The organism is Cellulomonas endometrii (assembly GCF_949769265.1).
Taxonomy (GTDB): domain Bacteria; phylum Actinomycetota; class Actinomycetes; order Actinomycetales; family Cellulomonadaceae; genus Cellulomonas; species Cellulomonas endometrii.
Genome location: NZ_CATKPC010000009.1, coordinates 97,082 through 119,849 on the forward strand (window position 1 = coordinate 97,082; position 22,768 = coordinate 119,849).

General features: G+C 74.9%; 23 protein-coding genes. All 23 read right to left on the reverse strand.

Going from position 1 to position 22,768, the window contains the following annotated elements:
* Positions 1-153: 153 nt before the first annotated feature.
* The gene (locus tag QNH85_RS11485) at positions 154-1,755 is read right to left on the reverse strand and encodes a methyl-accepting chemotaxis protein (protein ID WP_282946627.1); all 1,602 of its coding nucleotides are present in this window, start codon (positions 1,753-1,755) and stop codon (positions 154-156) included.
* A gap of 279 nt (positions 1,756-2,034) precedes the next feature.
* Positions 2,035-2,451: a chemotaxis protein CheW gene (locus QNH85_RS11490; RefSeq protein WP_282946629.1), complete on the reverse strand. Its 417-nt coding sequence runs from the start codon at positions 2,449-2,451 to the stop codon at positions 2,035-2,037.
* Positions 2,448-4,826, reverse strand: coding sequence for a chemotaxis protein CheA (locus tag QNH85_RS11495; protein WP_282946710.1), 2,379 nt, complete (start codon positions 4,824-4,826; stop codon positions 2,448-2,450). Before QNH85_RS11495 ends, QNH85_RS11490 begins: the two co-directional genes overlap by 4 nt.
* The gene (gene csrA, locus QNH85_RS19940; RefSeq protein WP_346016313.1) at positions 4,721-5,344 is read right to left on the reverse strand and encodes a carbon storage regulator CsrA; all 624 of its coding nucleotides are present in this window, start codon (positions 5,342-5,344) and stop codon (positions 4,721-4,723) included. Before csrA ends, QNH85_RS11495 begins: the two co-directional genes overlap by 106 nt.
* A 163-nt stretch (positions 5,345-5,507) precedes the next feature.
* Entirely contained in the window at positions 5,508-6,761 is a 1,254-nt protein-coding gene (locus QNH85_RS11505; protein WP_282946631.1) for a hypothetical protein, read from the reverse strand.
* Positions 6,739-8,802: a flagellar biosynthesis protein FlhA gene (locus QNH85_RS11510; RefSeq protein WP_282946633.1), complete on the reverse strand. Its 2,064-nt coding sequence runs from the start codon at positions 8,800-8,802 to the stop codon at positions 6,739-6,741. The genes QNH85_RS11505 and QNH85_RS11510 overlap by 23 nt, the downstream gene beginning before the upstream one ends.
* 70 nt (positions 8,803-8,872) lie before the next feature.
* Positions 8,873-10,024, reverse strand: a complete 1,152-nt coding sequence (locus tag QNH85_RS11515) for an EscU/YscU/HrcU family type III secretion system export apparatus switch protein (RefSeq protein ID WP_282946635.1) — start codon at positions 10,022-10,024, stop codon at positions 8,873-8,875.
* Positions 10,021-10,779 carry a flagellar biosynthetic protein FliR gene (locus QNH85_RS11520; protein ID WP_282946637.1) on the reverse strand — a complete coding sequence of 253 codons (759 nt, stop codon included), beginning with the start codon at positions 10,777-10,779 and terminating at the stop codon, positions 10,021-10,023. The genes QNH85_RS11515 and QNH85_RS11520 overlap by 4 nt, the downstream gene beginning before the upstream one ends.
* Positions 10,780-10,785: 6 nt before the next feature.
* Entirely contained in the window at positions 10,786-11,058 is a 273-nt protein-coding gene (gene fliQ / locus QNH85_RS11525; RefSeq protein ID WP_213282222.1) for a flagellar biosynthesis protein FliQ, read from the reverse strand.
* On the reverse strand, positions 11,058-11,936 hold the full coding sequence (fliP, locus tag QNH85_RS11530; protein ID WP_428830397.1) for a flagellar type III secretion system pore protein FliP: 879 nt from the start codon (positions 11,934-11,936) through the stop codon (positions 11,058-11,060). The genes fliQ and fliP overlap by 1 nt, the downstream gene beginning before the upstream one ends.
* Positions 11,933-12,568, reverse strand: coding sequence for a flagellar biosynthetic protein FliO (fliO, locus tag QNH85_RS11535; RefSeq protein ID WP_282946638.1), 636 nt, complete (start codon positions 12,566-12,568; stop codon positions 11,933-11,935). Before fliO ends, fliP begins: the two co-directional genes overlap by 4 nt.
* Complete coding sequence (fliN, locus tag QNH85_RS11540) at positions 12,568-13,101, reverse strand: flagellar motor switch protein FliN (protein WP_249669202.1); 534 nt, start codon at positions 13,099-13,101, stop codon at positions 12,568-12,570. The genes fliO and fliN overlap by 1 nt, the downstream gene beginning before the upstream one ends.
* Before the next feature lie 165 nt (positions 13,102-13,266).
* Complete coding sequence (locus QNH85_RS11545) at positions 13,267-14,214, reverse strand: FliM/FliN family flagellar motor switch protein (RefSeq protein WP_213282220.1); 948 nt, start codon at positions 14,212-14,214, stop codon at positions 13,267-13,269.
* A gap of 198 nt (positions 14,215-14,412) precedes the next feature.
* Positions 14,413-14,940: a flagellar basal body-associated FliL family protein gene (locus QNH85_RS11550; RefSeq protein ID WP_282946641.1), complete on the reverse strand. Its 528-nt coding sequence runs from the start codon at positions 14,938-14,940 to the stop codon at positions 14,413-14,415.
* Between the two features lie 20 nt (positions 14,941-14,960).
* A complete protein-coding gene (locus QNH85_RS11555) occupies positions 14,961-15,866 on the reverse strand; it encodes an OmpA/MotB family protein (protein WP_282946642.1) in 906 nt (301 codons plus the stop codon).
* Positions 15,863-16,633, reverse strand: coding sequence for a motility protein A (locus QNH85_RS11560; RefSeq protein WP_282946644.1), 771 nt, complete (start codon positions 16,631-16,633; stop codon positions 15,863-15,865). The genes QNH85_RS11555 and QNH85_RS11560 overlap by 4 nt, the downstream gene beginning before the upstream one ends.
* Entirely contained in the window at positions 16,633-16,953 is a 321-nt protein-coding gene (locus QNH85_RS11565; protein WP_213282216.1) for a flagellar FlbD family protein, read from the reverse strand. The genes QNH85_RS11560 and QNH85_RS11565 overlap by 1 nt, the downstream gene beginning before the upstream one ends.
* A 142-nt stretch (positions 16,954-17,095) precedes the next feature.
* Positions 17,096-18,292, reverse strand: coding sequence for a flagellar hook protein FlgE (locus tag QNH85_RS11570; protein WP_282946646.1), 1,197 nt, complete (start codon positions 18,290-18,292; stop codon positions 17,096-17,098).
* Positions 18,293-18,329: 37 nt separating this feature from the next.
* Entirely contained in the window at positions 18,330-18,788 is a 459-nt protein-coding gene (locus tag QNH85_RS11575; protein WP_282946648.1) for a flagellar hook assembly protein FlgD, read from the reverse strand.
* A 16-nt stretch (positions 18,789-18,804) separates the two neighbouring features.
* Positions 18,805-19,743: a flagellar hook-length control protein FliK gene (locus tag QNH85_RS11580; protein WP_282946650.1), complete on the reverse strand. Its 939-nt coding sequence runs from the start codon at positions 19,741-19,743 to the stop codon at positions 18,805-18,807.
* Positions 19,744-20,251: 508 nt separating this feature from the next.
* Complete coding sequence (locus tag QNH85_RS11585; protein WP_282946652.1) at positions 20,252-21,013, reverse strand: C40 family peptidase; 762 nt, start codon at positions 21,011-21,013, stop codon at positions 20,252-20,254.
* Positions 21,010-21,450 carry a flagellar export protein FliJ gene (locus QNH85_RS11590; RefSeq protein ID WP_282946654.1) on the reverse strand — a complete coding sequence of 147 codons (441 nt, stop codon included), beginning with the start codon at positions 21,448-21,450 and terminating at the stop codon, positions 21,010-21,012. Before QNH85_RS11590 ends, QNH85_RS11585 begins: the two co-directional genes overlap by 4 nt.
* Positions 21,447-22,733 carry a FliI/YscN family ATPase gene (locus QNH85_RS11595; RefSeq protein ID WP_282946714.1) on the reverse strand — a complete coding sequence of 429 codons (1,287 nt, stop codon included), beginning with the start codon at positions 22,731-22,733 and terminating at the stop codon, positions 21,447-21,449. The genes QNH85_RS11590 and QNH85_RS11595 overlap by 4 nt, the downstream gene beginning before the upstream one ends.
* Positions 22,734-22,768 lie beyond the last annotated feature (35 nt).

A 22,768-nucleotide genomic window follows, 5' to 3' on the forward strand; every position in this document is an offset into this window, starting at 1 on the left:
CTTCCTGTGTGGAACACCTTCTGGGCTTCTCGATCGTCCGGACCCCGTTCGCCGTGAGGGGACGACCGGGTGAACGCGCGGCGAACGGCCACGGGCCGCGCCCTCCCCCTGGTAGGGGACGGCGCGGCCCGTGGCCGTGCGGTGCGGGGTGGCTCAGTACGCGAACCGCGACACCCGGCCGCGCAGGTCCTCCGACAGGCGCGCGAGCTCGCCGATGGCGTCGCCCATCTGCCCGAGCGTGCTGGAGCTGCCGGCGGCGGCCGTCGCGACGCCGGTGATGTTCGTGGCGATCTCGCCGGAGCCCGTGGCGGCCTCGGCGACGGAGCGGGACATCTCCGTGGTGGTGGCCGTCTGCTCCTCCACGGCGCTGGCGATGGTCAGCTGGTAGTCGTTGATGCTCGCGATGATGTGGCTGATCTCGCCGATCGCCGTCACCGCCGCGACGGTGTCGGACTGGATCGCCTCGACCCGGCGGACGATGTCCTCCGTGGCCTTCGCGGTCTCCTGGGCCAGCTCCTTCACCTCGCCCGCGACGACCGCGAAGCCCTTGCCGGCCTCACCGGCGCGCGCGGCCTCGATCGTCGCGTTCAGCGCCAGCAGGTTGGTCTGCTCGGCGATGCTCGTGATGGCCTTGACGACGTTGCCGATCTCCTGGCTCGACTCGCCGAGGCGCGTGACCTGCTCGTTGGTCGCCGCGGCGACGTCCGTGGCCTGTCCCGCGACCTTGGCGGCCTGCGAGGCGTTCTGCGCGATCTCCCGGATGCTCGCGCCCATCTGCTCGGCGCCCGCGGCGACCGTCTGCACGTTGCGGGACACCTGCTCCGCCGCCGCGGCGACGACGCCCGCCTGCGCGGAGGTCTCGTCCGACCCGGACACGACCTGGTGCGAGGCGGCGGACAGCTCCTCGGCGGCCGCGGCGACCGTCTGCGCGGTCTCCGCCACGCCCGACACGACGCTGCGCAGGCTGGTCTGGGCGGCGTCGAGGGAGCGCGCCATGTCGCCGAGCTCGTCGACGCTGCGCACGCGGGCCTGCACCGTGAGGTCGCCCTCGGCCATCGCCTCGAGCGCCGTGCGGACCTCGCCCGCGTCCCGGGCCAGGCGCCGGGCGACGACGAAGCCGATCGCCATGACGATCGCGAGACCCACCACGAGCAGCACCACGACGGTGACGATCGTGCGGGACACGGTCGCGCCGGCCTCGTCGGCGGTCGCGTCGGCGACCTCGGCGACCGACTCGTTCTCGAGCGCGATCGCGTCGGCGGCGATGGTCGTCTGCGGCAGGATCTGGTCGCGGTAGAACGCGCCCGCACCGGCCACGTCGCCCGCATCCGCCATCGGGAAGAGCTCGGTCTCGGCGAGGCGGACCATCTCGTTCCAGCCGGAGTCGAAGTCGGCCCAGGCCTGGTCGTTCACGACCAGCTCGGCGTACGCCGCCTGCTGGTCGGTGATCTTCGCCTCGTACTCGTCGAGCTGGGTGCGCAGGTCGGCCCGGACCTCCTCGGAGGCCGCCGGGTACTCGACCATCCGCGCGCGGCCGGCCTGGAGCGCGCGCTGGAGGTCGCTGACCTGGCCGAGCTGGGTGACGTAGCCGGAGCTGTGGGTCACGTCGGTGCGCAGCTCGGCCAGGCTCGCGGCGGCCGCGACGACCACGACCACGCCGACCAGGCCCGCCGCGGCGAGCAGGCCGAGCACCTTCGCGGCGATCGAGAGCCGCAGGCCGCGGCGGCGCGGGGTGACGGCGGACGGGTGGGACATGGTCGCTCCTGACAGGGGACGGTCGTCGGCACCCGCGCCCGTGAGGGCGACGGTCCGGCGCTGGGGATCGCCCTCCCGATCGGCAGCCCGCTCACCAGCGTGAACACTCACCCGGGTGAATCCCGGCGGAGCGGGACCTCGGTCCCGGGCGCCGGCACCGACGCCGGCCCCCGGCGCCCAGCGGAGAGCCCCGCCGGGCACGCCGGGGCGTGTCGGGCGGGGCTCTCGGTCGTGCTCCGGGGGGCGGAGCGCGTCAGGCGGCCGGGTCGGGCGGCCGGGTCAGGCGGCGGTGGCCTGGTCCACGTCGAGGACCAGCAGCAGCCGGCCGTCGAGCTTGTGCGCGCCGAGGATCAGCGGGCGCAGCGCGGCGTCCAGCGTCTCCGGCGGCGCCTCGAACGTCTCGGGGCCGACCTCCATGACGTCGCCGATCTCGTCGACGAGCAGGCTGACGGGCTCCCCCGCCACCTGCACGACGACCATCATCGGCTCGGCGTCCTCGCCCAGCGGCGCGAGGCCGAGGCGGGGGCGCAGGTCGACCGTGAGGACGACCTGGCCGCGGAGGTTCACCAGGCCGGCGACCCCGGGCGGGGCGAGCGGCACGCGGGTGCGGACGTGCGAGCGCAGCGCCTCCTGCACCCGGGTGACGTCGACCCCGTACAGGCTGCCGGCGAGGCTGAACGTGACGTACTGGCTCATCGCGTGGCTCCCACCAGCTCGGACCCGCCGACCTGCGTCGGGAGGTCGTCGTACGTGGAGCGGTGCTCGGGCCGCTCGTCGTAGAACGCCGCGTCGGCGGCGAGGATCGCGCGGCGCACGTCCAGCAGCTCGGTGACCTTCTCCCCCAGCACCGTGGAGCCGACCAGGCCGGCGTCCTCGATGTCGGAGTGCCGGGCCGAGTCGTCGTCGACGATGTCGACGATCTCCCGGACCACCAGGCCGACGCTGCGGCCGGCGCGGCTGTAGACCACGAGCAGCAGCTCGGAGGCGTCCTCCGACCCGTAGGCCCCGAGGATCCGGTCGAGCCGGGCCAGCGGGAGGATCGTCCCGCGGTACTGGACGACCTCGCGGCCGCCCACGTACTCGACCTGCTCGGCCTGCACGTGCTCCAGGCGGGCGACCGACGCGAGCGGCATGGCGACCTGACGGCCGCCGCCGATCCCGACGACCAGCACCTGCTGCACCTCGTGCGTCTCCCCCGAGCCCGCGTTCGCGTGGGCGTTCCGGGCGGCGACGTCGAGCTCGCCGGCCAGGGCGCGGCGGGCGATGGCCTGCACGTCCAGGATCAGCGCGACGTGCCCGTCGCCCAGCACCGTGGCACCGGCGTACGCGCCGATCGCCTTGAGGCGGGCGGACAGCGGCTTGACCACGATCTCCTCGGTGTTCAGGACGCGGTCCACCAGCAGGCCGAAGCGCTGCTGGTCGGACTGCACGACCGCGATCACCGCGTTGACCGGGCGCTCCGCCGGCACCTCCAGCACGGAGGACAGCGACACCAGCGGCAGCAGCTCGCCGCGCAGGCGGTACACCGGGGCCTCGTGGATGTGCTCGATGCCGGACTCCGAGCGCTGCGAGTCGAGCGCGACGAGCTCCAGCAGGTTCACCTGCGGGATGGCGTACAGATCGCCCGCGGACTCCACCGTCAGCGCCGGCATGATCGCCAGCGTCAGCGGGATCCGCAGCCGCCACGTCGTCCCGCGGCCGACCACCGAGTCGACCTCGACGGCGCCGCCGATGGACTCGATCTTGGTGCGCACGACGTCCATGCCGACGCCGCGGCCGGACACGTTCGTCACGGCCTCCGCGGTCGAGAACCCCGGCAGGAACAGCAGCTGCAGCAGGTCCGCCTGGCCCATCGACGCGACCTGGTCGACCGTGCGCAGGCCCTTCTGGACCGCCTTCGCGCCGATCTTCTCCGGGTCGATGCCCCGGCCGTCGTCGGCGACCTCCACCACGACCTGGCCGCTGGCGTGGTACGCCCGCAGCGCCAGGACGCCCTTCGGGGACTTGCCCGTGGCGACGCGGTCCTCGGCCGACTCGATGCCGTGGTCGACCGCGTTGCGCACCAGGTGCGTCAGCGGGTCCTTCACGGCCTCGAGCAGGCTGCGGTCGAGCTCGGTGTCACCACCGGAGAGCTCCAGGGTCACCTCGCGGTGGCACGCGGCCGCGACGTCGCGCACCATGCGCGGCATCTTCGACCACAGGTGCTCGATGGGCTGCATGCGGGTCTTCATGACCCCCTCCTGCAGCTCGCCGGCGATGAGGTTCAGGCGCTGCGCGGAGCGGGCGAGGTCGACGTCCTCGGTGCCGCCGGCGAGCCGGCTGATCTGGTTGCGGGCCAGCACGAGCTCGCCGACCTGGCGCATGAGCGCGTCGAGCAGCTCGACGTCCACGCGGATCGACGCGTCGGCGGCGGTCCGCAGGGAGCCGATCTCGTCGGCCGACGGCGCGGCGGCGGGCACGGCGGCGGCGGGTGCGGCGGCGGCGGGTGCGGCGGCTGCCGGCGCGGCGGCGAGTGCCGGCTCGCCGATGGCACGCACGGGCGCGGCCGGCTCCGGGGCGCGCGGTCGGACGTCCGCCACGGGGGCGGCCTCCGCGACCGGTGCGACGGCCTCGGCCGGGGCGACCGGCTCAGCGGGCACCTGGGCGGGGGCGGGGGCCTCGGCCGCCGGCTCCTGCGCCGGGGTCGCCGACGGGTCGACCGCCTGGATGGCCTCGATCGCGGCGATCACCGCGTCGATCTCCACGCCGCCCTCGGTCCCGTCGGCCTCGATGGCCCGCAGGATATCGCGCACCGTGTCGACCAGCCGGAGCAGCACGTCGGTCGTCGCGTGGTCCATGGACCGGCGCCCGTCCCGCAGCTCGACCAGCAGGTTCTCACCGGCGTGCGCGACGCGCTCCAGGCGCCCGAACGCCAGGAACCCGCTGGTCCCCTTGATCGTGTGGATCGTCCGGAACACGCTCGCGATCAGCGAGCGCGATCCTGGTTCGCTCTCCAGGGCCACCAGGTCCTGGTCGAGCTGGTCGAGGTTCTCATGGCTCTCGACCAGGAACTCGCGGACGATCTCGTCCATGTCCTCCACTGCTGCCTCCTACGTAGGCCCCGTCTGAGGTGAGGATCGGCGGGATCGGCCGCTGCGTGAGGACTTTCGCCCCGCCCCCGCCGCACCGGAGCGGGTGAACGACGCACGCCCCACCGGGCGGGACGGGCCGGGGCGAGGCGGGGGGGCTCACGGGCACGGGCGTCACGTGGGGCGGGGCCCGGGGCGGCCCGGAGGCGACCGGGGCCGGCGCGGTGCGGTTCGCGCGGGGGCTGCTGCGGACGGCCGGCCGGTCGTTCGGCGGGCGGCGCGTCGTCGTCGCCCGCGGGGGCCAGCAGCCCGCGCAGGGACTCGACCGCGTCGTCGCCCGCGTCGGAGGCGGCGACGTTGGCCGCGGTCACGGCCTCCAGGACCTCCGCGCGGTGCACGGAGACGGAGCGCGGGGCGTCGATGCCGAGGCGGACGCCGTCGCTGCGCACCTCGATCACGGTCACGACGATGTCGTCCCCGATCACGAGGCGCTCCCCGACCCGCCTGCTCAGCACCAGCATGGCGCCGACCCTACCTTCCGCGGCCGGGAGGACGGGATCCGACACCTTCGCGCGCCGCGCCCCGCACTCCCCGGGCCGGGTGGAACGTTCGGACGGACACGCCCGCGGCGTGTCCGTCCGAACGTTCCACCCGACGTGCCGGAGCCGCACGGCTGGACCCGGGTCAGCCCCAGACGGTGCCGTCGGGGAGGTGCTCGCCCAGGGCCGCGGCCCACGCCACGCGGGACGCGGGCACGCCGTCGATCCACGCGACGGGGACCCCGAGGCCCAGGACCGTGCCGGGCTCGCTGGTCTCGAACAGGCCGCCGACCGCCAGGGCGTCCAGCGGGCGGCGCGCCCCGACGGTGGCGATCCACCGGGTGCAGTCGCGGGACTTGCTGCGGGCGTCGACGACCCCCCAGGCCTGGTCGGGCGCCAGCGCGGCGAGCAGCTCCGCGGCGGCCTCCTCGCGGGCCCGGCCCGGGCGGACGCCGAGCGCGACGACGGTCACGCCGTCGCCGCCGGCGAGGTTCGCCCGCCACCGTTCCGCGGCCACGGGGCTGGTCAGCCGGTGGCCGGGGGTCGCGCCCGCCTCCGCGTCGCCGGCGTGCACGACCGCGCCGGTGCCGGCCCGCAGCGCCAGCAGGTCCGCGACCCGGGCCGCGTCCTCGGGCGGGCCGGCGACGACGAGCACGGTGCCGGGGTCGCGCGGCAGCGGCGGGGCGGCGGGCACGGCGGCCAGCAGCCGGGAGAGCTCCACCGGGCCGTCGCCGCACGCGGCGAGCAGCGCGTCCGGGACGCCCAGGTCCGCGAGCGCCGCACGCGGCACCCCCGGACCGGCGGGCACGGCGGGTACGGCGGGCGCGAACCGCTCGGCCGCGGGGGCCGGCGCGGGCGCGGGGACGACGGGCGGGGCGATCGGCTGGAACGTGCGCTCCGCGGTGACGACCGGACGCGGTGCCCCCGGCGCGGGCGGCGGGACCTCGATCTGGTGGTCCGGCGCCACGGTGCCGGTCATCGCGCGCATCTGCTCGAGCACCGACGCGAAGGACTCCTCCCCCGTCGACACCCGCGGCGGCGCGTCCGGGAGCCCCGCGGCGGCACCGGCGGGCGCGAGCACGTCGAACCCGGGCAGCGACCCGTCGGGCGCGGCGTCCTGGGCGTCGGCGGCGGCGAGCAGCGCGTCGATCCCCCCGGCGCCGCCGCCGACCGGCACGACGCCGATCCCGCGGCGGCGCAGCAGCGACTGGGCGGGGGCGGCGGGCGTGTCGGGCACGTCGATGGTCAGCTCGTAGCGCTCGCGGGCGAAGAACCCGGCGAGCCCGCCGGTGCGGACCCGCTCGGCGCGCACGATCCGCGCGGTGGGCCCGAACTCGGCGCGCACGTGCACCATGAGCTCGGCGAGGTCGGCTCCCTCAAGCAGCAATCGCGTGGGCACCGCTCACCACCCCGACGGTCTCGATGCGGACGCCGCCGCCGGTGACCTCGGCGTAGGACAGGACGGGCAGGCGGTCGAGCGCGAGGATGACGACCTTGCGCAGCGCGGGCCGCAGCGCCGGGGCGCAGACCAGCACGACGGACCGGCCGGTCGCCTCGGCGTCGGCCACCGCGACACGCAGCCGCTCCAGCATGGCCTCGAGCCGGGTGGGGTCGGTGACGATCTGCGTGCCGGAGTCCGACGGGCGCAGGGCCTCGACGAGCTGCTGCTCGAACACCGGGTCCAGCGTGAGCACGCGCAGCACGCCGTCCTGCACGTACTGGGCGGATAGCGCCGGACCGAGCGCGCCGCGGGCGGCCTCGACCAGGCCCTCGGGGTCCGTGGCGACCTTGGCCCTCAGCGTCAGCGCCTCGTAGATGCGGCCGAGGTCGCGGATCGGGACCTCCTCCGCGAGCAGGCCCTGCAGGACGCGCTGCACCTCGCCGAGCGACAGCAGCCCGGGGACGAGCTCCTCGACCACGGACGGGTTGACCTGCTTGACGCCCTCGGTGAGCACCCGGACGTCCTCGCGGCCGAGCAGGCGCGGGGCGTTCCGGGTGATGATCGAGCCGAGGTGCGTGATGAGCACCGACACCCGGTCGACGACGGTCGCGCCGGCCATCTCGGCGGCGTGCCGGAGCTCGGCGGCGACCCACTTGCCCGGCAGGCCGAACACCGGCTCGACCACGGACTGCCCGGGCAGCGCGCCCAGGTCCTCGCCCAGCGCGAGCACGCGCCCCGACGGCACCTCGCCGCGGCCGACCTCGACGCCGGCGATCCGCACGACGTAGGTGGACCGCGGCAGGTCGACGGAGTCGCGGGTGCGCACGGGCGGCACGACGATGCCGAGCTCCATGGCGATCTTGCGGCGCAGGCCGCGGACGCGGTGCAGCAGGTCCTGCTCGGGGCCGTTGCCGACCATGTCGACCAGGTCGGGGGCGAGCAGGATCTCCAGGGTGTGCACCCGCATCTGCTCGATGAGCGCCTCGGGCGTGTCGTTCGAGGTGGGCGCGGCGGTCGCGGTCGACGCGGCGGTGGCCTGCGCGTCGGCGGCGGCCTTGGCCTCCGTGGCCTTGATGCGCTGGGCGGCGATGATCAGCGCCGCGCCGACGAGCACGAACGGCAGCTTCGGCATCCCGGGCAGCAGCGCGAGCGCGAGGGCGCCGCAGCCGGCGATCAGCAGCGCGGTGCGGGACTGCATGAGCTGCTTGGACGCGACCGATCCCATGTCGCCGGAGGCGCTGGCGCGGGTCACCACGATGCCGGTGGACACGGAGAGCAGCAGGGCCGGGATCTGGGTGACGAGGCCGTCGCCGATGGTCAGGAGGCTGAACCGCTCGAGCGCCTCGCCGACCGACAGCCCCATCTGCATCATGCCGATGACGAAGCCACCGATCAGGTTGATCAGCGTGATGATGATGCCCGCGATGGCGTCGCCCTTGACGAACTTCGAGCCACCGTCCATCGCGCCGTAGAAGTCGGCCTCGGCGGCGACGTCCGCGCGCCGCTGCCGGGCGGTGTCCTCGTCGATGAGCCCCGAGTTCAGGTCGGCGTCGATCGCCATCTGCTTGCCGGGCATCGCGTCGAGGGTGAACCGGGCGCCGACCTCGGCCACGCGCCCCGCGCCGTTGGTGATGACCACGAACTGGATGACGACCAGGATCAGGAAGATCACCAGGCCGATGACCAGCGAGCCGCCGACCACGAAGTGCCCGAACGCGTCGATGACCGCACCGGCGTAGCCGTCCCGCAGCACCAGCCGGGTCGACGCCACGTTCAGGCCGAGCCGGAACAGCGTGAACACCAGGATCAGCGACGGGAAGACGCTGAAGTCCAGCGGCCGCTTCACGTACATGCTGGTGAGCAGGATGACCAGGGACGCCGTGATGTTGACGGCGATCAGGATGTCCAGGAGCGCCGCGGGCAGCGGCACGACCAGCAGGAGCACGATGCCCACGACGCCGACCGGGACGGCGAACTGGGAGATGTTCCGGTTCTTCATCGGAGGTCCTCTCGGGTGGTGCAGGTCGGGGGGGCGTGGTGCGCGCGGGCGGGCGCGGCGGGGGCGGGCCTCATGCGGCCCTGTCCTCGCGCGCCCGGCGCCTGGCGGCGGCCACGGTGGTCGGGACGTCGTCGGGGGCGACCGAGCCGCCCGGCATCGAGTGCTTGCCCAGGGCCGCCCCGCGGCGCTTGAGCTGCATGACGAAGGCCAGCACCCGGGCGACGGCGGTGAACAGGTAGGCGGGGATCTCCTGGTCGATCGCGCACGCGGCGTGCAGGGCCCGGGCCAGCGGGATGTCCTCGACCATCGGGACCCGCTTCGCGACCGCCTGCTCGCGGATCTTCGCGGCGACCGCGCCGGCGCCCTTGGCGACCAGGCGGGGTGCGCCGGTGCCGGGCACGTAGCGGATGGCGACGGCGACGTGGGTCGGGTTGACGACCACCACGTCCGCGTCGGCGACCGCGGCCATCATCCGGTTCCGGCTCATCGCCATCTGGCGGGAGCGGATCTGGCCCTTGACCTGCGGGTCGCCCTCGGAGCGCTTGTGCTCCTCCTTGATCTCCTGGCGCGACATGCGGGTCTGCTTGCGGTTCCGCTTCATGACGACCATGACGTCGATCGCCGCGAGCAGGATGCCGGCGGCGATGCCCCAGACCAGCAGCTGCTGCACGCCGGAGCCCGCGACGCCGAGCATGTGCGCGAGCGGGACCCGCCCGTTGCCCATGAGCTGCGGGACGAGCGCCTGGACGGCGACGTAGAGCACGGCACCGACCACGGCGGTCTTGAGCAGGGTCTTGGCGGCCTCCCACCAGGCGTGCCCGCCGAACATCCGCTTCAGCCCGGAGACCGGGTTGAACTGCTGCGTCTGCGGCTTGAGCTTCTTCACGTGCACGCCGCCCTGGGCGACGGCCACCGCGACGATGACGAACGCGACGACGGCCATCATCGGGCCGAGCGTGCCGACCACGGACCAGAGCCCGTCGCCGAGCAGCTCGGTCACGGTGCCCGCGTCCGGCGCGGCGATCGCCTGCCGCACGGCGGTGATCTGCTGGAGCGCGGCGTCCGAGCCGCGGCTCAGCGTGCTCGGCACCATCACGGCCGCGGCGGCCAGGCCGACCCACGCGGACAGGTCCTGGGAGCGGGAGAGCTTCCCGTCCCGGTGGACCTCCTTCATCCGCTGGGACGTGGCCTTCTCGGACTTCTCGCCGCCGTCCCCGCTCACGACGCCACCCCGAGGACGGCGTCGACCGCGCGCTCGGCGAGGTCGTCCACGACGCCGGGCAGGGCGAGGAACGCGAAGCCGGCGAACGTCAGGGTCATCAAGATCTTCAGCGGGAAGCCCATCGCGAACGCGTTCAGCGCGGGCGACACCCGGGTCAGCAGGCCGAGGCCCACGTCGGTGAGGAACAGCACGACCAGCAGCGGGCCGCCGATCTGCAGCGCGGCGACGAACATGTCCGTGAGGCCGGTCGTCACCGCGGAGGCCATCTTCGCCAGGTCGAGCCCCGCGCCCACGGGCACGGCGTCGAACGACCGCGCCAGGCCGCCGATCAGCACCTGGTAGGCGCCGGAGACGAACAGCAGCACCAGGCAGGTCATGTTGTAGAGCTTCGAGAACTGCGCGCCCGCGGTCATGTTCTGCGGGTCGAACGCCTGCGCCAGCTGGAAGCCGCCGAACAGGTCGATGAGGTTGCCTGCCGCCTGGACCGCCGAGAACACCAGCGACACCAGGAACCCGAGCGCCGCGCCCACGACCGCCTCGAGCACCAGGGCGCCGACGAACGCGCCGGTGGACTCCGTCACCGCGGCGTCGAGCCGCGGCAGGACGGCCAGGGCCAGCCCGACGGAGAGCATCGCCTTGACGGCGCCGGGGATGCCGCGGTGCGCGAACGGCGGGGCGATCATGAAGAACGCCGCGAACCGCACGCCCGCGAGCATCGCGGTCTGCACGTCGGCCAGGGGCAGGGTCACGTCCATCGCGCGTCAGCCCCCCAGGAGGGCGGGGATGCGGTCGAACAGGGCCTGCGTGAAGGACACGAGCTCGGCGATCATCCAGTGCCCGCAGACCAGCAGGGCCACGGCGGTGGCGATCGCCTTCGGCACGAAGGACAGCGTCACCTCCTGGATCTGCGTGACCGACTGCACCAGGGAGACGGCGAACCCGACGACCAGCGCGGTGATGAGCACCGGGGCGGAGAGCTTCGCGGCGACGATCATGGCGTCGAGCCCGATGTCGAGGACGGCGGCGGTGTCCATCAGCCCGCCCCTGCGACCGACGCGGCCGACGCGGCGCCGATGAGGGCGGTGACGATGAGGCCCCACCCGTCGACCAGCACGAACAGCAGCAGCTTGAACGGCAGCGACACCATGACGGGCGGCAGCATCATCATGCCCATGCTCATCAGGACCGAGGACACGACCAGGTCGATGACGAGGAACGGGATGAAGATGACGAACCCGATGATGAACGCCGACCGCAGCTCGGAGAGCATGAACGCGGGGATCAGCGTGAGCATCGGGACGGACGCGGCGTCCTGCGGGTTCGGCTGGTCGGCCGCCCGGGTGACGAGCGCGAGGTCCTGCTCGCGGGTGTGGCCGAGCATGTACTCGCGCATCGGGGCCGAGCCGGCGTCGAGCGCCGTCTGGAAGTCCATCGAGCCGTCGAGGTAGGGCTGCACGGCCTCGGTGTTGACGTCGGACAGCACCGGCGCCATGACGAACAGGCTGAGGAACAGCGCGAGGCCGGCGATCACCTGGTTGGGCGGCACGGTGGTGAGGCCGAGCGCGTTCCGGGTGAGGGACAGCACCACGAAGATCTTGGTGAAGCCGGTCATCATCAGCAGCAGCGACGGGGCGACCGAGAGCAGCGTGATGCCGATCAGCACGACGATCGAGCTGCTGGGCGTGCCGTTCACGCCGTTGATGGAGACCGAGACCTCGCCGGTGCCGGGCTCCACGGGGGCGACGGGCGCGACGGGGTCGGTCGGCGGGACCGGCGCGGCGTGCGCGGCACCCGACCCGAGCACCACGAGGGCGACGGCGAGCGCGAGCACGGCGAGCAGGACCAGCGGCCAGGTGCGGCGCGGCGCGGCGGCGGCCGAGGTGGGCGCGGCGGCGCGGGCGTCGGCGGTCACCGGCGCACCGTCCGCTCGCGCAGCGCCGCGACGGCCTGCTTCCAGGTGGACGGCGCGAGCACGGAGCCGTGCAGGGCGCCGCTGGCGTCCGCGGCGGCCGGCTCGGCGGCGGTGCGCTCGAGGGTCTCGATGCGGGCGTCGTCGACCTCGGCGACCGCCAGGCCCGCGAGTCCCGCGTCGTCCTGGGCCGACGCGAGCACGGCCTCGAACGACGGGGTCGCGGCGGTCGCCGCGGCGGCCGGGGCCGACTCCGCGCGGACGGTCTTCGGCGTGCGCGGCCCGCGCGGGTTCGGCAGCACCGCGGCCGCGAGCGCGCCGAGGGTCATCGGCGTGCCGGCCGTCCCCGCGTCGTCCGCGGTGAGGGGCGTGACCTCGGCCGGCGCGGGCGCCAGCTCGGTCAGCATGGTGACGTTCTGCTCGCCGTAGCCGAGCAGCAGGCGGCGGTTGCCGACCGCGACCACGGCGACACCGGCGTGGCGGCCGAGCGCCTGGCGCCCGACGACCTCGACGGCCGGGCCGGCGGGACGACGGCGCCCCTTGCCCCACCCGGCGCGGCGCGCGAGGACCCAGATCAGGCCGATCACGCACGCCAGCGCCAGGAGGACGCGCAGGCCCAGGACGAGGGAGTCCATCAGAGGGCGCCGTCCTCGCCGCGCGCGATCTCCGTGATGCGGATGCCGAACTCCTCGTCGATGACGACGACCTCGCCGCGGGCGATGAGGCGGCCGTTGACCATGACGTCGGCGGGGCTGCCGGCGGCGCGGTCGAGCTCCAGCACGGCGCCCGGGGTCAGCTCGAGCACCTGGCGGACCGGCAGCTTGGTGCGGCCGAGCTCGGCGGTCAGCGTCATCTCCACGTCGTAGAGCACGTTGAGGCTGGCGCGCTGCGTCGGGACGCCCGCGGCCTTCGGGGTCGGCTCGCTGCGCAGGCGCAGGCCGAACCAGGCCTGGACGCCCTCGTCGGTGGCGAGCGCGACGAGCTGGGCGTCGTCGGGCAGCGCGGTGGCGACCGGCTCGGTGCGGGCGGCCTCGAGGACGCCGGCGCCGAGCTCGGCGACCGCGGCCTCCAGCGCCGGGCGCAGCGCCGCGGCGAGGTCGAGCGGGATGCCGTCGGGCGCGCCGGCGGCGAGGGCCTCGCGCACGGCGACGTCGGCGACCAGGACCACGTCGGCGCTGTTCGGGCCGACGAACGAGGCGACGACGGCCAGCGCGTCGGCGTCCGGGCGCTGGCCGGACGGGGGGGGCGGTGACCGTGGGGTGGGGGAGGTAGCGGGCGGCGGTGGCGGCGGCCAGGGCGACGGCGGCGTCCGTGGTGGCGGTGGTGGCGTTCATCAGTGCTTCTCCTCGACGGTGACGACCATGCAGGCGAGGCGGGAACCGTTGTTCCCCGCAGCGGCTCGCGCGAGCACGACGCCGTCCACCACCACGTCGAGCGGCTGGGACGACGGGTGGGACAGGGGGACGACGTCGCCGACGGCGAGGCCGACGACGTCACGGGGGCGGACGACGACCGGCGCGAACCGGACGGCGACCTCGACGGGGACCTCCTCGACGGCGGCCTCCAGGTCGAGGACGGCGAGCTCGTGGGCCCGCTGGTCCTCGCCGGACCGGCCGCTCGCGCCGTCGGCCTGGCGGACGGCGGACAGCAGGAGCTCCGCGGGGAACATGACGGTCGCGAGGTCCTCGCGCTCGCCGACTCGCATGACGAAGGTGGCGACCAGCACCGAGTCGGAGGCGGGGACCGCCTGCACGAACTGCGGGTTGTACTGGACGGCGCGGAGCGTCACGTCCAGCGGGGTCAGGGCGGAGAACGCGTAGCCCAGGTCGCCGAGCGCGGCCTGCATCACGCCGCGCAGCAGGGTGATCTCGATCTCGGTGAGCTCGCGGTCCTCGCGGGCGTCGCCGGTGCCGGGGCCGCCGAGCAGGTAGTCGATCCACACCATGGTGGTGCTGACCGGGACCTGCACCACGGCGGTCTGCCGCGTCTGCTCGATCGTGCAGAGCATCATCGCGGTGGTGCCCGGCAGGCTGCGCACGTACTCGTCGTACGAGGTCAGCGTCAGCCCGTCGAGGGTGACCTGCGCCATCGCACGGAGCCGCGCGGTGAGCTGGTTGCCCCACTGGCGCGAGAAGGTCTCGAACGCCATCTCGAGGACGCGGGCGTGCTCACGCGCCATCGTCATGGGGCGTCGGAAGTCGTAGGGCTCCGGCACGTGCGTGCGCCGGCGGGAGCGCGCAGGGGCCTGACCCGTGGTGTGGACCGTCACGCCCACCCACATCGGCGCGCGAACGGGTGATGTGAGGGGTCTGCGCCGTCACTCTGCCGGCGACTTCTCCGCCCTCGGCCCGTCGTGGGCCGGCCTGCTGCGGAGCGATGTGGCGCCCTCCGTGGCGCCGCGGTTCACCAGCCCCCGACCCGCACGGTGACGTGCCTGGTCAGGGGCGGTGGGAGGGGTCGCGCGTCGCCGCGCGAGCCCTCACTGCGTGACGTAGTTCGTCAGGTAGACGTCCATCACCTCGCCCTCGTACAGCTCCTCCAGCTCGTGCAGGAACTCGGTCTTGAGCTGCTCGCGCACGGCGGGGTCGCTGACCTCGGCGATGGTGCGGCCGGAGAACAGGGCGATGGCGGCGTCGACGGCCTTGCCGGGCTCCGGGGCCTCCTCGCCGACGTCCGCGATCAGCTGCAGCTCGAACCCGAGGCGCAGGTAGTGGCCCTGCGCCAGGTTGAGGCTGATGGGCTCCACCGCGACGACCGCACCGGGCTCCGGCGCGGGCTCCTCCTCGGCGGCGGCCTCGGCCCCACCGGACTTCCCCAGCAGGAAGTACGCGGCCGCTCCGCCCAGCACCAGCACCACGGCGCCGATGACGAGGAGCAGCTTCTTCTTCTTGCCCTTCTTCGGGGCCGGCTCCGGCTCGGGCGCCGGGGCGTCCTTGCTGCCGCCGATCTTGGCTCCGCCGCCGATCTTCTGGCTCTGGCCGCCGATCACACGCTGCTCGATGGGCATGTCCCCTACCTCCCGTCCTCTCAGCTCCCACCCGCGACCGCGGGCAGCAGGGCGCGCACCGCTTCGGGCGCCGCGCTCAGAATCACCATGTCGACCCGCCGGTTGGCGGTCATCGCGTCCTCGCCCGTCCCCTGCACGAGGGGACGGGTGTCGCCGTAGCCCACCGCCTGGATGCGGGTGCCCGGCATGCCGTCGAACTCCACCAGGTGCCGCAGCACCTGCGTGGCCCGGTCGGACGACAGCTCCCAGTTGGTCGCGTACCGCCCGGAGATCGGGATCGTGTTCGCGTGCCCCTCGACGGAGATCTGCTCCTGGAGGCTCACGAGCGTGGGCGCCGCCAGGTCCAGGACCTGGTCGGCGGTCGGGGTCAGCTCCGCCGACCCCTGCGAGAAGAAGACGTCGTCGGCGACCAGCCCCAGCACGAGGCCGCGCTCGTCGATGCGGAACCGGACCTGGTCCTGCAGCCCCTGGCTGGTCAGCGCGGACAGCACCGCCTGCTTCACCTGCTCCAGGTGCGCGGCCTCCGCCTGCGCGGCCGCCAGCGTCGCCGCGTCGACCGCCGAGGGGTTCTCCTCCACGGTCGGCGACGGGTTCGACGCCTGCAGGCCGAGACCCTCGTCCGCGTCCACCATGCCGGACGTGCCGGTGTCGGGGGCGTCCGCGGCGGCGCTCGTGCCGTCCAGCGTGCCGTCCGTCCCGTCCAGCACCGAGCTGTTGACCGCCCCGTCACCGAACCCGGCGGCCAGGGAGGCGCGCAGCGCGACGTACTTCTCCTGGTCCACCTGGCTGATCGCGAACAGCACGATGAACAGCGCCATGAGGACCGTGATCATGTCGGAGTAGGACACCAGCCACCGCTCGTGGTTGACGTGCTCCTCCTCGTGCGCCCCGCCCCGGCGGCCGCGCCCGTGGCCGCCGGTGCTCATGCAGCGGCTTCCTTCTCGGCGGGGGTCTCCGGCAGCAGGCTGCGCAGCCGCTCGCCGACCAGGCGCGGGTTGGCGCCGGCCTGCACGGCCAGGAGTCCCTCGAGCGTGACCTCCATCTGCGCGCACTCCAGGTCGGAGAACCGCTTGATGCGGGCGCCCAGCGGCAGCCACACCACGTTCGCGGACAGGATGCCCCACAGCGTCGCGACGAACGCGGCGGCGATGGAGTGGCCCAGCGACGCCGGGTCGGACAGGTTCTCCAGCACGTGCACCAGCGAGATGACCGTGCCGATGATGCCGATGGTCGGCGCGTAGCCGCCCATGTCGGCGAAGTACTTGGACCAGACCTTCTCGCGGCTGCGCTTGGTCGCGATCTTGTCCTCCAGGATCATCCGGAGGTCGTCGGGGTCCGTGCCGTCGATCGCGGCCTGCAGACCCCCGCGCAGGAACGGGTCGTCGATGTCGCGGGCGGCGTCCTCGAGGGCCAGCAGGCCCTCGCGGCGGGCGCGGTCGGCGAGGTCGACCAGGGTGTCCACCGTGGTGGTGGGGTCCGGGACCTTGCTCATCAGCGCGCGCGGCACGGCCTTGAAGGACTGCATCACGTCCTTGACCGTGTGGCCGGCGATGCCGACGCCGATCGTGCCGACCCACACCAGCAGCAGCGGTGCGGGCAGGAAGATGGACATCGGGTCGGCGCCCTCCATGAGGAGGGCACCGAAGATCGCGCCGAAGGCGACGACCAGCCCGATGAAGCCGGCGGGATCCATCAGCGGCTCCTCGGTCGCAGGGGAACAGGGTCGGCGAGCGGCTCGTCGCGGTCGTCCTCGCCGGAGCCGTCGGACGCCGGTGCGGCGTCACGGACGAGCTCGACGGTGGGGACCGGCGTGGCCTGGATCTCCTGGGCTCGGGCCAGGAGGTGGGCGCGGTGCTCGTTCACCCGCGCGATGACCTCGGCCATCGACTCGCGGACGATGTACTTCGTCCCGTCGATGAGGGTCAGGATGGTGTCGGGCGCGCTGTCGACGCGCTGGAGCAGGTCGGGGTTCACCCCGAACTGGGCCCCGTTGAGGCGCGTCACGATGATCACGAGCGTTGTCCCGTCCCTGGTCGTACATGTGCGGCGGTGTCCGCCGCGGCGGCCCTTCCGTGGGCCGCTCACCCTTTCCCATCGGCCGCCGGGACCCTCGGCTGAGGGTTCCCGGCGGCTCTCGGGGCTGCGGCGCGGGTGATCAGCGCTTCAGGTTCACGAGCTCCTGCAGCACCTCGTCGGAGGTGGTGATGACGCGGGAGTTCGCCTGGAAGCCGCGCTGGGCGATGATCAGCTGCGTGAACTCCGTGGACAGGTCCACGTTGCTCATCTCCAGGGAGCCGGCGGACAGCGTGCCGCGGCCGCCGGTGCCGGCGGCGCCGACCTGCGGGTCGCCCGAGTTCACCGAGGTGGTGAACAGCGAGCCGCCGGCCTTGGCCAGGCCGGACGGGTTGGTGAAGGACGCCATGGCGATGCGGCCGAGCGTCTGCTTCAGGCCGTTGCTGAACGAGCCGGTGATCGTGCCGTCGGAGCCGAGCGCGAAGGACTCGAGGATGCCGGAGGCGTAGCCGTCCTGCTTGCCCGCCGCGACGGTGTCGACGCCCGCCATGCCGGTGACGCCGGACAGGTCGACCGAGACGCCGCCGAGCATGAACGACGCGTCGCCGGTGGTCCCGTCCGTCCAGGTGAGCGCGCCCGTGGCGTCGAACGTCAGCGGGGTGGCCGCGTACGTCGAGGTGCCGTCCGTGGCGGACATCGTCCAGCCCGTGGCGCCCTTGGTCAGGGTCAGCGCGATCTCGCGCGCCGTGCCGATCGCGTCGAACGCCTTGACCGTCACGGTCTTGACCGTGCCGTCCTTGGCGTCCGCCTGCAGGTTGCCGGCGAACGGCGCGTTCACGGTGGCCTTGGCCGGCATGACCGTGCCGACGCCCACGCGGATGTCGCCGACGGGACGGCTCGTGTCGATGACGCCGTTCTCCGCCGCCCAGCCCTGGACGATCGCGCCGTCGCCCGGCAGGACCATCTGGCCGGTCGAGTCGAAGTCGAACGAGCCGGCGCGCGTGTAGAACTGCTGCGTGCCCTGGCGGACGACGAAGAAGCCGTCGCCCGAGATCATCATGTCGGTGCTGCGGCCCGTGAGCTGCGCGGCGCCCTGCGTGAAGTTCGTCGTGATGCCGGCGACCTGCACGCCGAGGCCGACCTGCGCCGGGTTCTGACCGCCGACGCCGTCCTGGGCGCCCGACGCCGCGTTCAGCATCTGGCTCAGGGTGTCCTGGAACTGGATCTGGGACGCCTTGAAGCCCGTGGTGTTCACGTTGGCGATGTTGTTGCCGGTCACGTCGAGCATCGTCTGGTGGCTGCGCAGACCGCTGATGCCGGAGAAGAGAGAGCGGAGCATGGTGGATCCCTTCGGGGGTTCTGGTGCAGGACCGCGGTCAGGCGGTGGTGGTGGGGGCGCCGGCGGCCGGCGCGTCGGGGGTGACGGGGCTGACGCCGGAGACGGAGTCGAGCGGGAGGTCGGTGGTCCCGACCTTCAGGATCGGCACGGAGCCGGAGTAGTCGACGGATCCGACGACACCGGTCTGGGCCTTGCCCGCGGCGTCGGTCCAGGTGACCTGCTTGCCGACCAGGTCGGCGGACGCCATGCGCATCTGCAGCGCGAACTGCTCGCGGGACGACGTCTGGATCTCCGAGAGGGACTCCATCATCGACAGCTGCGTGGTCTGCGCCATCATCTGGCTGGTGTCCATCGGGCTGCTGGGGTCCTGGTTGGACAGCTGCGCGACGAGGAGCTGCAGGAACGTGTCCTTGTCGAGCTCCTTGCTCGGGGTGTTCGTGGGGGCGGCCGTACCGGTCTGCGAACCGATGTAGGACACGGGGACTTCCAGGGACACGGGGTCTCTCCTCCGGTCAGACGAGCAGGTCGAGGCCGCCGGCGGTGGCCGGCGAGCGGGTGGCGTGGGAGTCGTGGGGGCCGGCGAGGCCGGTCGCGCCCGGCTGCGGGGCCGCCGGGCGTGCGGGCCCGGCGAGGCCCCGGCGGTCGGCGCTGCCGCCGGGGGTGCCGGAACCGTCCGCGCCGTCGGCGCCGAGGCTGACGTCGGACGACAGGCCGGTCGCGGCGAGGTCCCGGCGCAGGTCGGGCAGCGACTGCCGCAGCGCGTCGCGGGCGGCGTCGGTGGCGCCGACCAGCTCGACCCGCACGGCGTCCGCCGAGATGTGCGCGACCACACGGACTGGGCCGAAGTGCTCGGGGTCCACGTGCAGCGTCAGCACGTGCTGGCCGTTGCCCGCGGCGCGCAGGGCCGGCAGCTGCTCCCCCAGCTTGGTCGCGAGCTGGTCCGACAGCGCCGGCGTGGCGCCCTGCGCGGCCGCGGCCACGCGGTGCTGGACCGTGCCGACCTGCAGCGCGCCGGCCGGGGCCGTCGGCGTGGGAGCCGGCGCGGGGGCGGCGTCCGTGGTGGCCGCCGGAGCGGCGGCGTCGGGGGACGCCGTGCCCGGCTCGGCGGAGGACGCGGCGGGCGTCGCGGCCGGCGTCGCGGCGACCGGAGCGGTCGCGGCGGCCGGGGCGGTGGTCCCGGTGGCGGCTGCCGGCGTGGCCGCGCCGTCGGCCGGGGAGGGCTGCGCCGGGGCCGCGGGAGCCGCCGGCGTCGTCGCGAGGTCCGCGGAGGCGGCGGTCGAGGCCGCCGTGGCCGGCGTCCCCGTCGCGGCACCGGCCGCGGCGACCCCCTCGGTCGCCACCTGGGACGAGGCGTCCGTGGCGGTGGGGGCGGCCCTGGGGGGCTGGGCGGCGAGCGCGGTGGCGGGGAGCGTCGCGGCGGCCGGGGCCCAGGCGGCCTGGGGTCCCGGCAACCGGGGCGAGGGCGCGGCCGCGGGGGGGACGCTCGCAGCGGGGGCCGCGTCCGCCGCCGGGGCGGGGACCGGCACGGCGACCGGAGCGGTCGGGGCGGTGATCGGGCGCCGGCGGCGGGGTCGGTGGTGGGGGCGTCGGCCTGGGCGGCCGTCGCGTCCGCTGCGTCCTCGGGGGTGCCTGTGGCGTCGGCGGGGCGGTCGGCGGCGTGGTCGGCGCGGTCGGTGCCGTGGGCCCGGTCCGTGCGGTCCGTGCGGTCCGTGCCCGGACGGTCGGTGCCCGGACGGTCGGCGCGGTCGGCCCGGTCCGTCCGGTGGCGCTCGACGGCGCCCCGGTCGGTGACGGGACGGTCGGCGGGGCGCTGCGGCGCCCGCTCGGGCTGCTGCGGGGCGGCGGCCAGCGCGCCCTGCAGGACGGCGTCGAAGCCGCTCGCGCCGGAGCGGGCGGGGCCGCCGGTGCCGGACGCGCTCGTGCTCGGGCGGGCCGGCACGGCGGACAGCGTGGTGGTGGTCACGAGGCGGCTCCCCAGAGGGACGAGGTGGACAGCGAGGACAGGGCGGACCCGCCGGAGGCGGACCCGGTGAGCAGCGCGAGGGCGTTCTGCCCGGCGGCCGTGGAGGCGAGCGCACCGGACAGCCCCGTGGTCGCGGAGGCCGTGGTGGCCGCGGCGGTGGCGCCGGCCTGCGGCAGGATCCGCCGGATGGTCGTGGGCTCCGCGTACACGTCGCGGACCGTCACGGACTTCCCGGGCTTCGGGGCGTCGATCATCTGGCCGCCGCCGACGTAGATGCCGATGTGCTTGCCGCCGCCGAGGACCACGAGGTCCCCCGGGAGGGCCTGGTCGAGCGACGGCACCTCCGTGCCGATCGTCGCCTGGTCGCGGGCCACGCGCGGCACGCCGGTGACCCCCAGGTCGGCGAGCGCCCGCTGCACGAGGCCGGAGCAGTCGAGGCCGCCCTCGGCGAGCGACTCGCCGCCCCACACGTACGGGGTGCCGAGGTACTTCTTCGCGGACGCGACCAGGTCCTGACCGGTGACGCCCGAGCCCGGCGCGATCGAGCCCGACTCGTCCAGGGCGGTGCCCGCGCCCGAGGCCTGGGCGAGCGCGGCGGCGAAGGTGGCGTCGGTGGCCGGCGCGACGGACGCGGCCGAGGCCGACCTGCCGGACCCGGTGGACGCAGTGGTCGCGGTCGACGCGGTGACGGCGACCGGGGTGACGATCTGCCGGATCTCGGAGATGCGCGCCTGCACGGCGGCGATCGGGTTGCTCACCGGTCCCCCTCCCCCGGCGCGCGGACGGCGGCGCGGCGGCCGGCGACCTCGTCGAGCACGACCTGCTCGGCCCGCTGCTCCTCGACGCGGACGACGGCCTCGTGCTTCTCCTCGAGCTTCTCGAGCGTGCGGGTCCGCGTGCGGGCGGCCGACCACTCGGCGTTCGCGGCGTCGACGGCGTCCTGCGTGACGCTGACGCGGGCGCGCTGGTCGACCAGCAGCGCGGACAGCGCCATGCGGCTGGCGACGACGGCGCGCATGCCGAGCACGTCCATGTCGACGGGGAACTCGGCGTCCCCGAGCATCGACTCGGTGGCGCGGCGGCGGGCGACGGCGGCGTCCCGGACGCTGCTGGCACCCGCGAGGCGGGCGGCGGCCTGCTCCTCGGCGAGCGAGCGCAGGCGGAGCAGCCCCGCGAGGCGGAAGGCGCGGCTCACGGCAGGTCTCCCATCGCGGCGACGAGGGCGGCGAGCCGGCCCCAGGACTCGTTCGAGGGCGCGCGCTCGTCCATGCCCTGGCGCAGGAACGCGTCGATCGCGGCGCCGTGCGTGACGGCGGCGTCGACCAGCGGGTTCGAGCCGGCGACGTACGCGCCGACGTCGAGCAGGTCCTGCGCCTGCCGGCGGGCCGCCATGACGCGGCGCAGCCGGGCGGCGAGCTGCTTCTGCTCCGGGCCGATGACCCGGGAGGCCACGCGCGAGATGGACGCGAGGGCGTCGACGGACGGGAAGTGCCCGGCGACCGCGAGGGACCGCTCCAGCACGACGTGACCGTCGAGGATGGACCGGGCGGCGTCGGCGATCGGCTCGTTGTGGTCGTCGCCGTCCACCAGCACCGTGTACAGGCCGGTGACGGACCCGGTGGCCGCGGTGCCGGCGCGCTCCAGGAGCTGCGCGAGCAGGGCGAAGGTGCTCGGCGGGTACCCGCGGGTGGCGGGCGGCTCGCCGACGGACAGGCCGATCTCGCGCTGCGCCATGGCGACGCGGGTCAGGGAGTCCATCATCAGCACGACGTCGTCGCCCTGGTCGCGGAACGACTCGGCGATCCGGGTGGCGACGAACGCGGAGCGCAGGCGCACCAGCGGCGGCTCGTCCGACGTGGCCACGACGACCACGCTGCGGGCCAGGCCCTCGGGGCCCAGGTCGTCCTCGAGGAACTCCCGGACCTCACGGCCGCGCTCGCCCACCAGGGCGATGACGGACACCTGGGCGTCCGTGCCGCGGGCGATCATCGACAGCAGGCTGGACTTGCCGACGCCGGAGCCGGCGAACAGGCCGAGGCGCTGGCCGCGGCCCGCGGTGACGAGGGTGTCGAGCACGCGCACGCCGAGGTCGAGGGGCTGGGCGACGCGGGCGCGGGCCAGCGGGTGCGGCGCGTGGCCGGTGACCTCCGCGCTGCGGACCCCGACCAGGGGGCCGCGGCCGTCGATGGGCCGGCCGAGGCCGTCGAGCACCCGGCCGAGCAGGCCCGGCCCGACGGGGGCGGTGAGCGCGGTGCCGCGCGGGCGGACCCGCATGCCGGCGCGCAGGCCGTGGGTGGGGCCGAGCGGCATGGCCTGCGCGGTGCCGCGGCCGGTCGCCACGACCTCCGCGGGGACCTCGTCGGCGTCCGTCTCGATGGTCACGAGCTCGCCGACGGCCGCGCCGGTGCCGGCGACCTCGACGGTCAGGCCGACCACGCCCCGGACGGTGCCGACGCGCTCGGGGCGCGCGGCGGCCAGGGCGGCGCCCCAGGCCGGGGTGCCGAGCGCGGGCG

Excerpts from the sequence above, each read along its gene's own strand:
- QNH85_RS11485 (WP_282946627.1), bottom strand. The coding sequence starts at position 1,755 with ATGTCCCACCCGTCCGCCGTCACCCCGCGCCGCCGCGGCCTGCGGCTC.
- QNH85_RS11490 (WP_282946629.1), bottom strand. The coding sequence starts at position 2,451 with ATGAGCCAGTACGTCACGTTCAGCCTCGCCGGCAGCCTGTACGGGGTC.
- QNH85_RS11495 (WP_282946710.1), bottom strand. The coding sequence starts at position 4,826 with ATGGACGAGATCGTCCGCGAGTTCCTGGTCGAGAGCCATGAGAACCTC.
- csrA (WP_346016313.1), bottom strand. The coding sequence starts at position 5,344 with ATGCTGGTGCTGAGCAGGCGGGTCGGGGAGCGCCTCGTGATCGGGGAC.
- QNH85_RS11510 (WP_282946633.1), bottom strand. The coding sequence starts at position 8,802 with ATGAAGAACCGGAACATCTCCCAGTTCGCCGTCCCGGTCGGCGTCGTG.
- QNH85_RS11520 (WP_282946637.1), bottom strand. The coding sequence starts at position 10,779 with ATGGACGTGACCCTGCCCCTGGCCGACGTGCAGACCGCGATGCTCGCG.
- fliQ (WP_213282222.1), bottom strand. The coding sequence starts at position 11,058 with ATGGACACCGCCGCCGTCCTCGACATCGGGCTCGACGCCATGATCGTC.
- fliO (WP_282946638.1), bottom strand. The coding sequence starts at position 12,568 with ATGGACTCCCTCGTCCTGGGCCTGCGCGTCCTCCTGGCGCTGGCGTGC.
- QNH85_RS11545 (WP_213282220.1), bottom strand. The coding sequence starts at position 14,214 with ATGTGGGTGGGCGTGACGGTCCACACCACGGGTCAGGCCCCTGCGCGC.
- QNH85_RS11550 (WP_282946641.1), bottom strand. The coding sequence starts at position 14,940 with ATGCCCATCGAGCAGCGTGTGATCGGCGGCCAGAGCCAGAAGATCGGC.
- QNH85_RS11555 (WP_282946642.1), bottom strand. The coding sequence starts at position 15,866 with ATGAGCACCGGCGGCCACGGGCGCGGCCGCCGGGGCGGGGCGCACGAG.
- QNH85_RS11560 (WP_282946644.1), bottom strand. The coding sequence starts at position 16,633 with ATGGATCCCGCCGGCTTCATCGGGCTGGTCGTCGCCTTCGGCGCGATC.
- QNH85_RS11570 (WP_282946646.1), bottom strand. The coding sequence starts at position 18,292 with ATGCTCCGCTCTCTCTTCTCCGGCATCAGCGGTCTGCGCAGCCACCAG.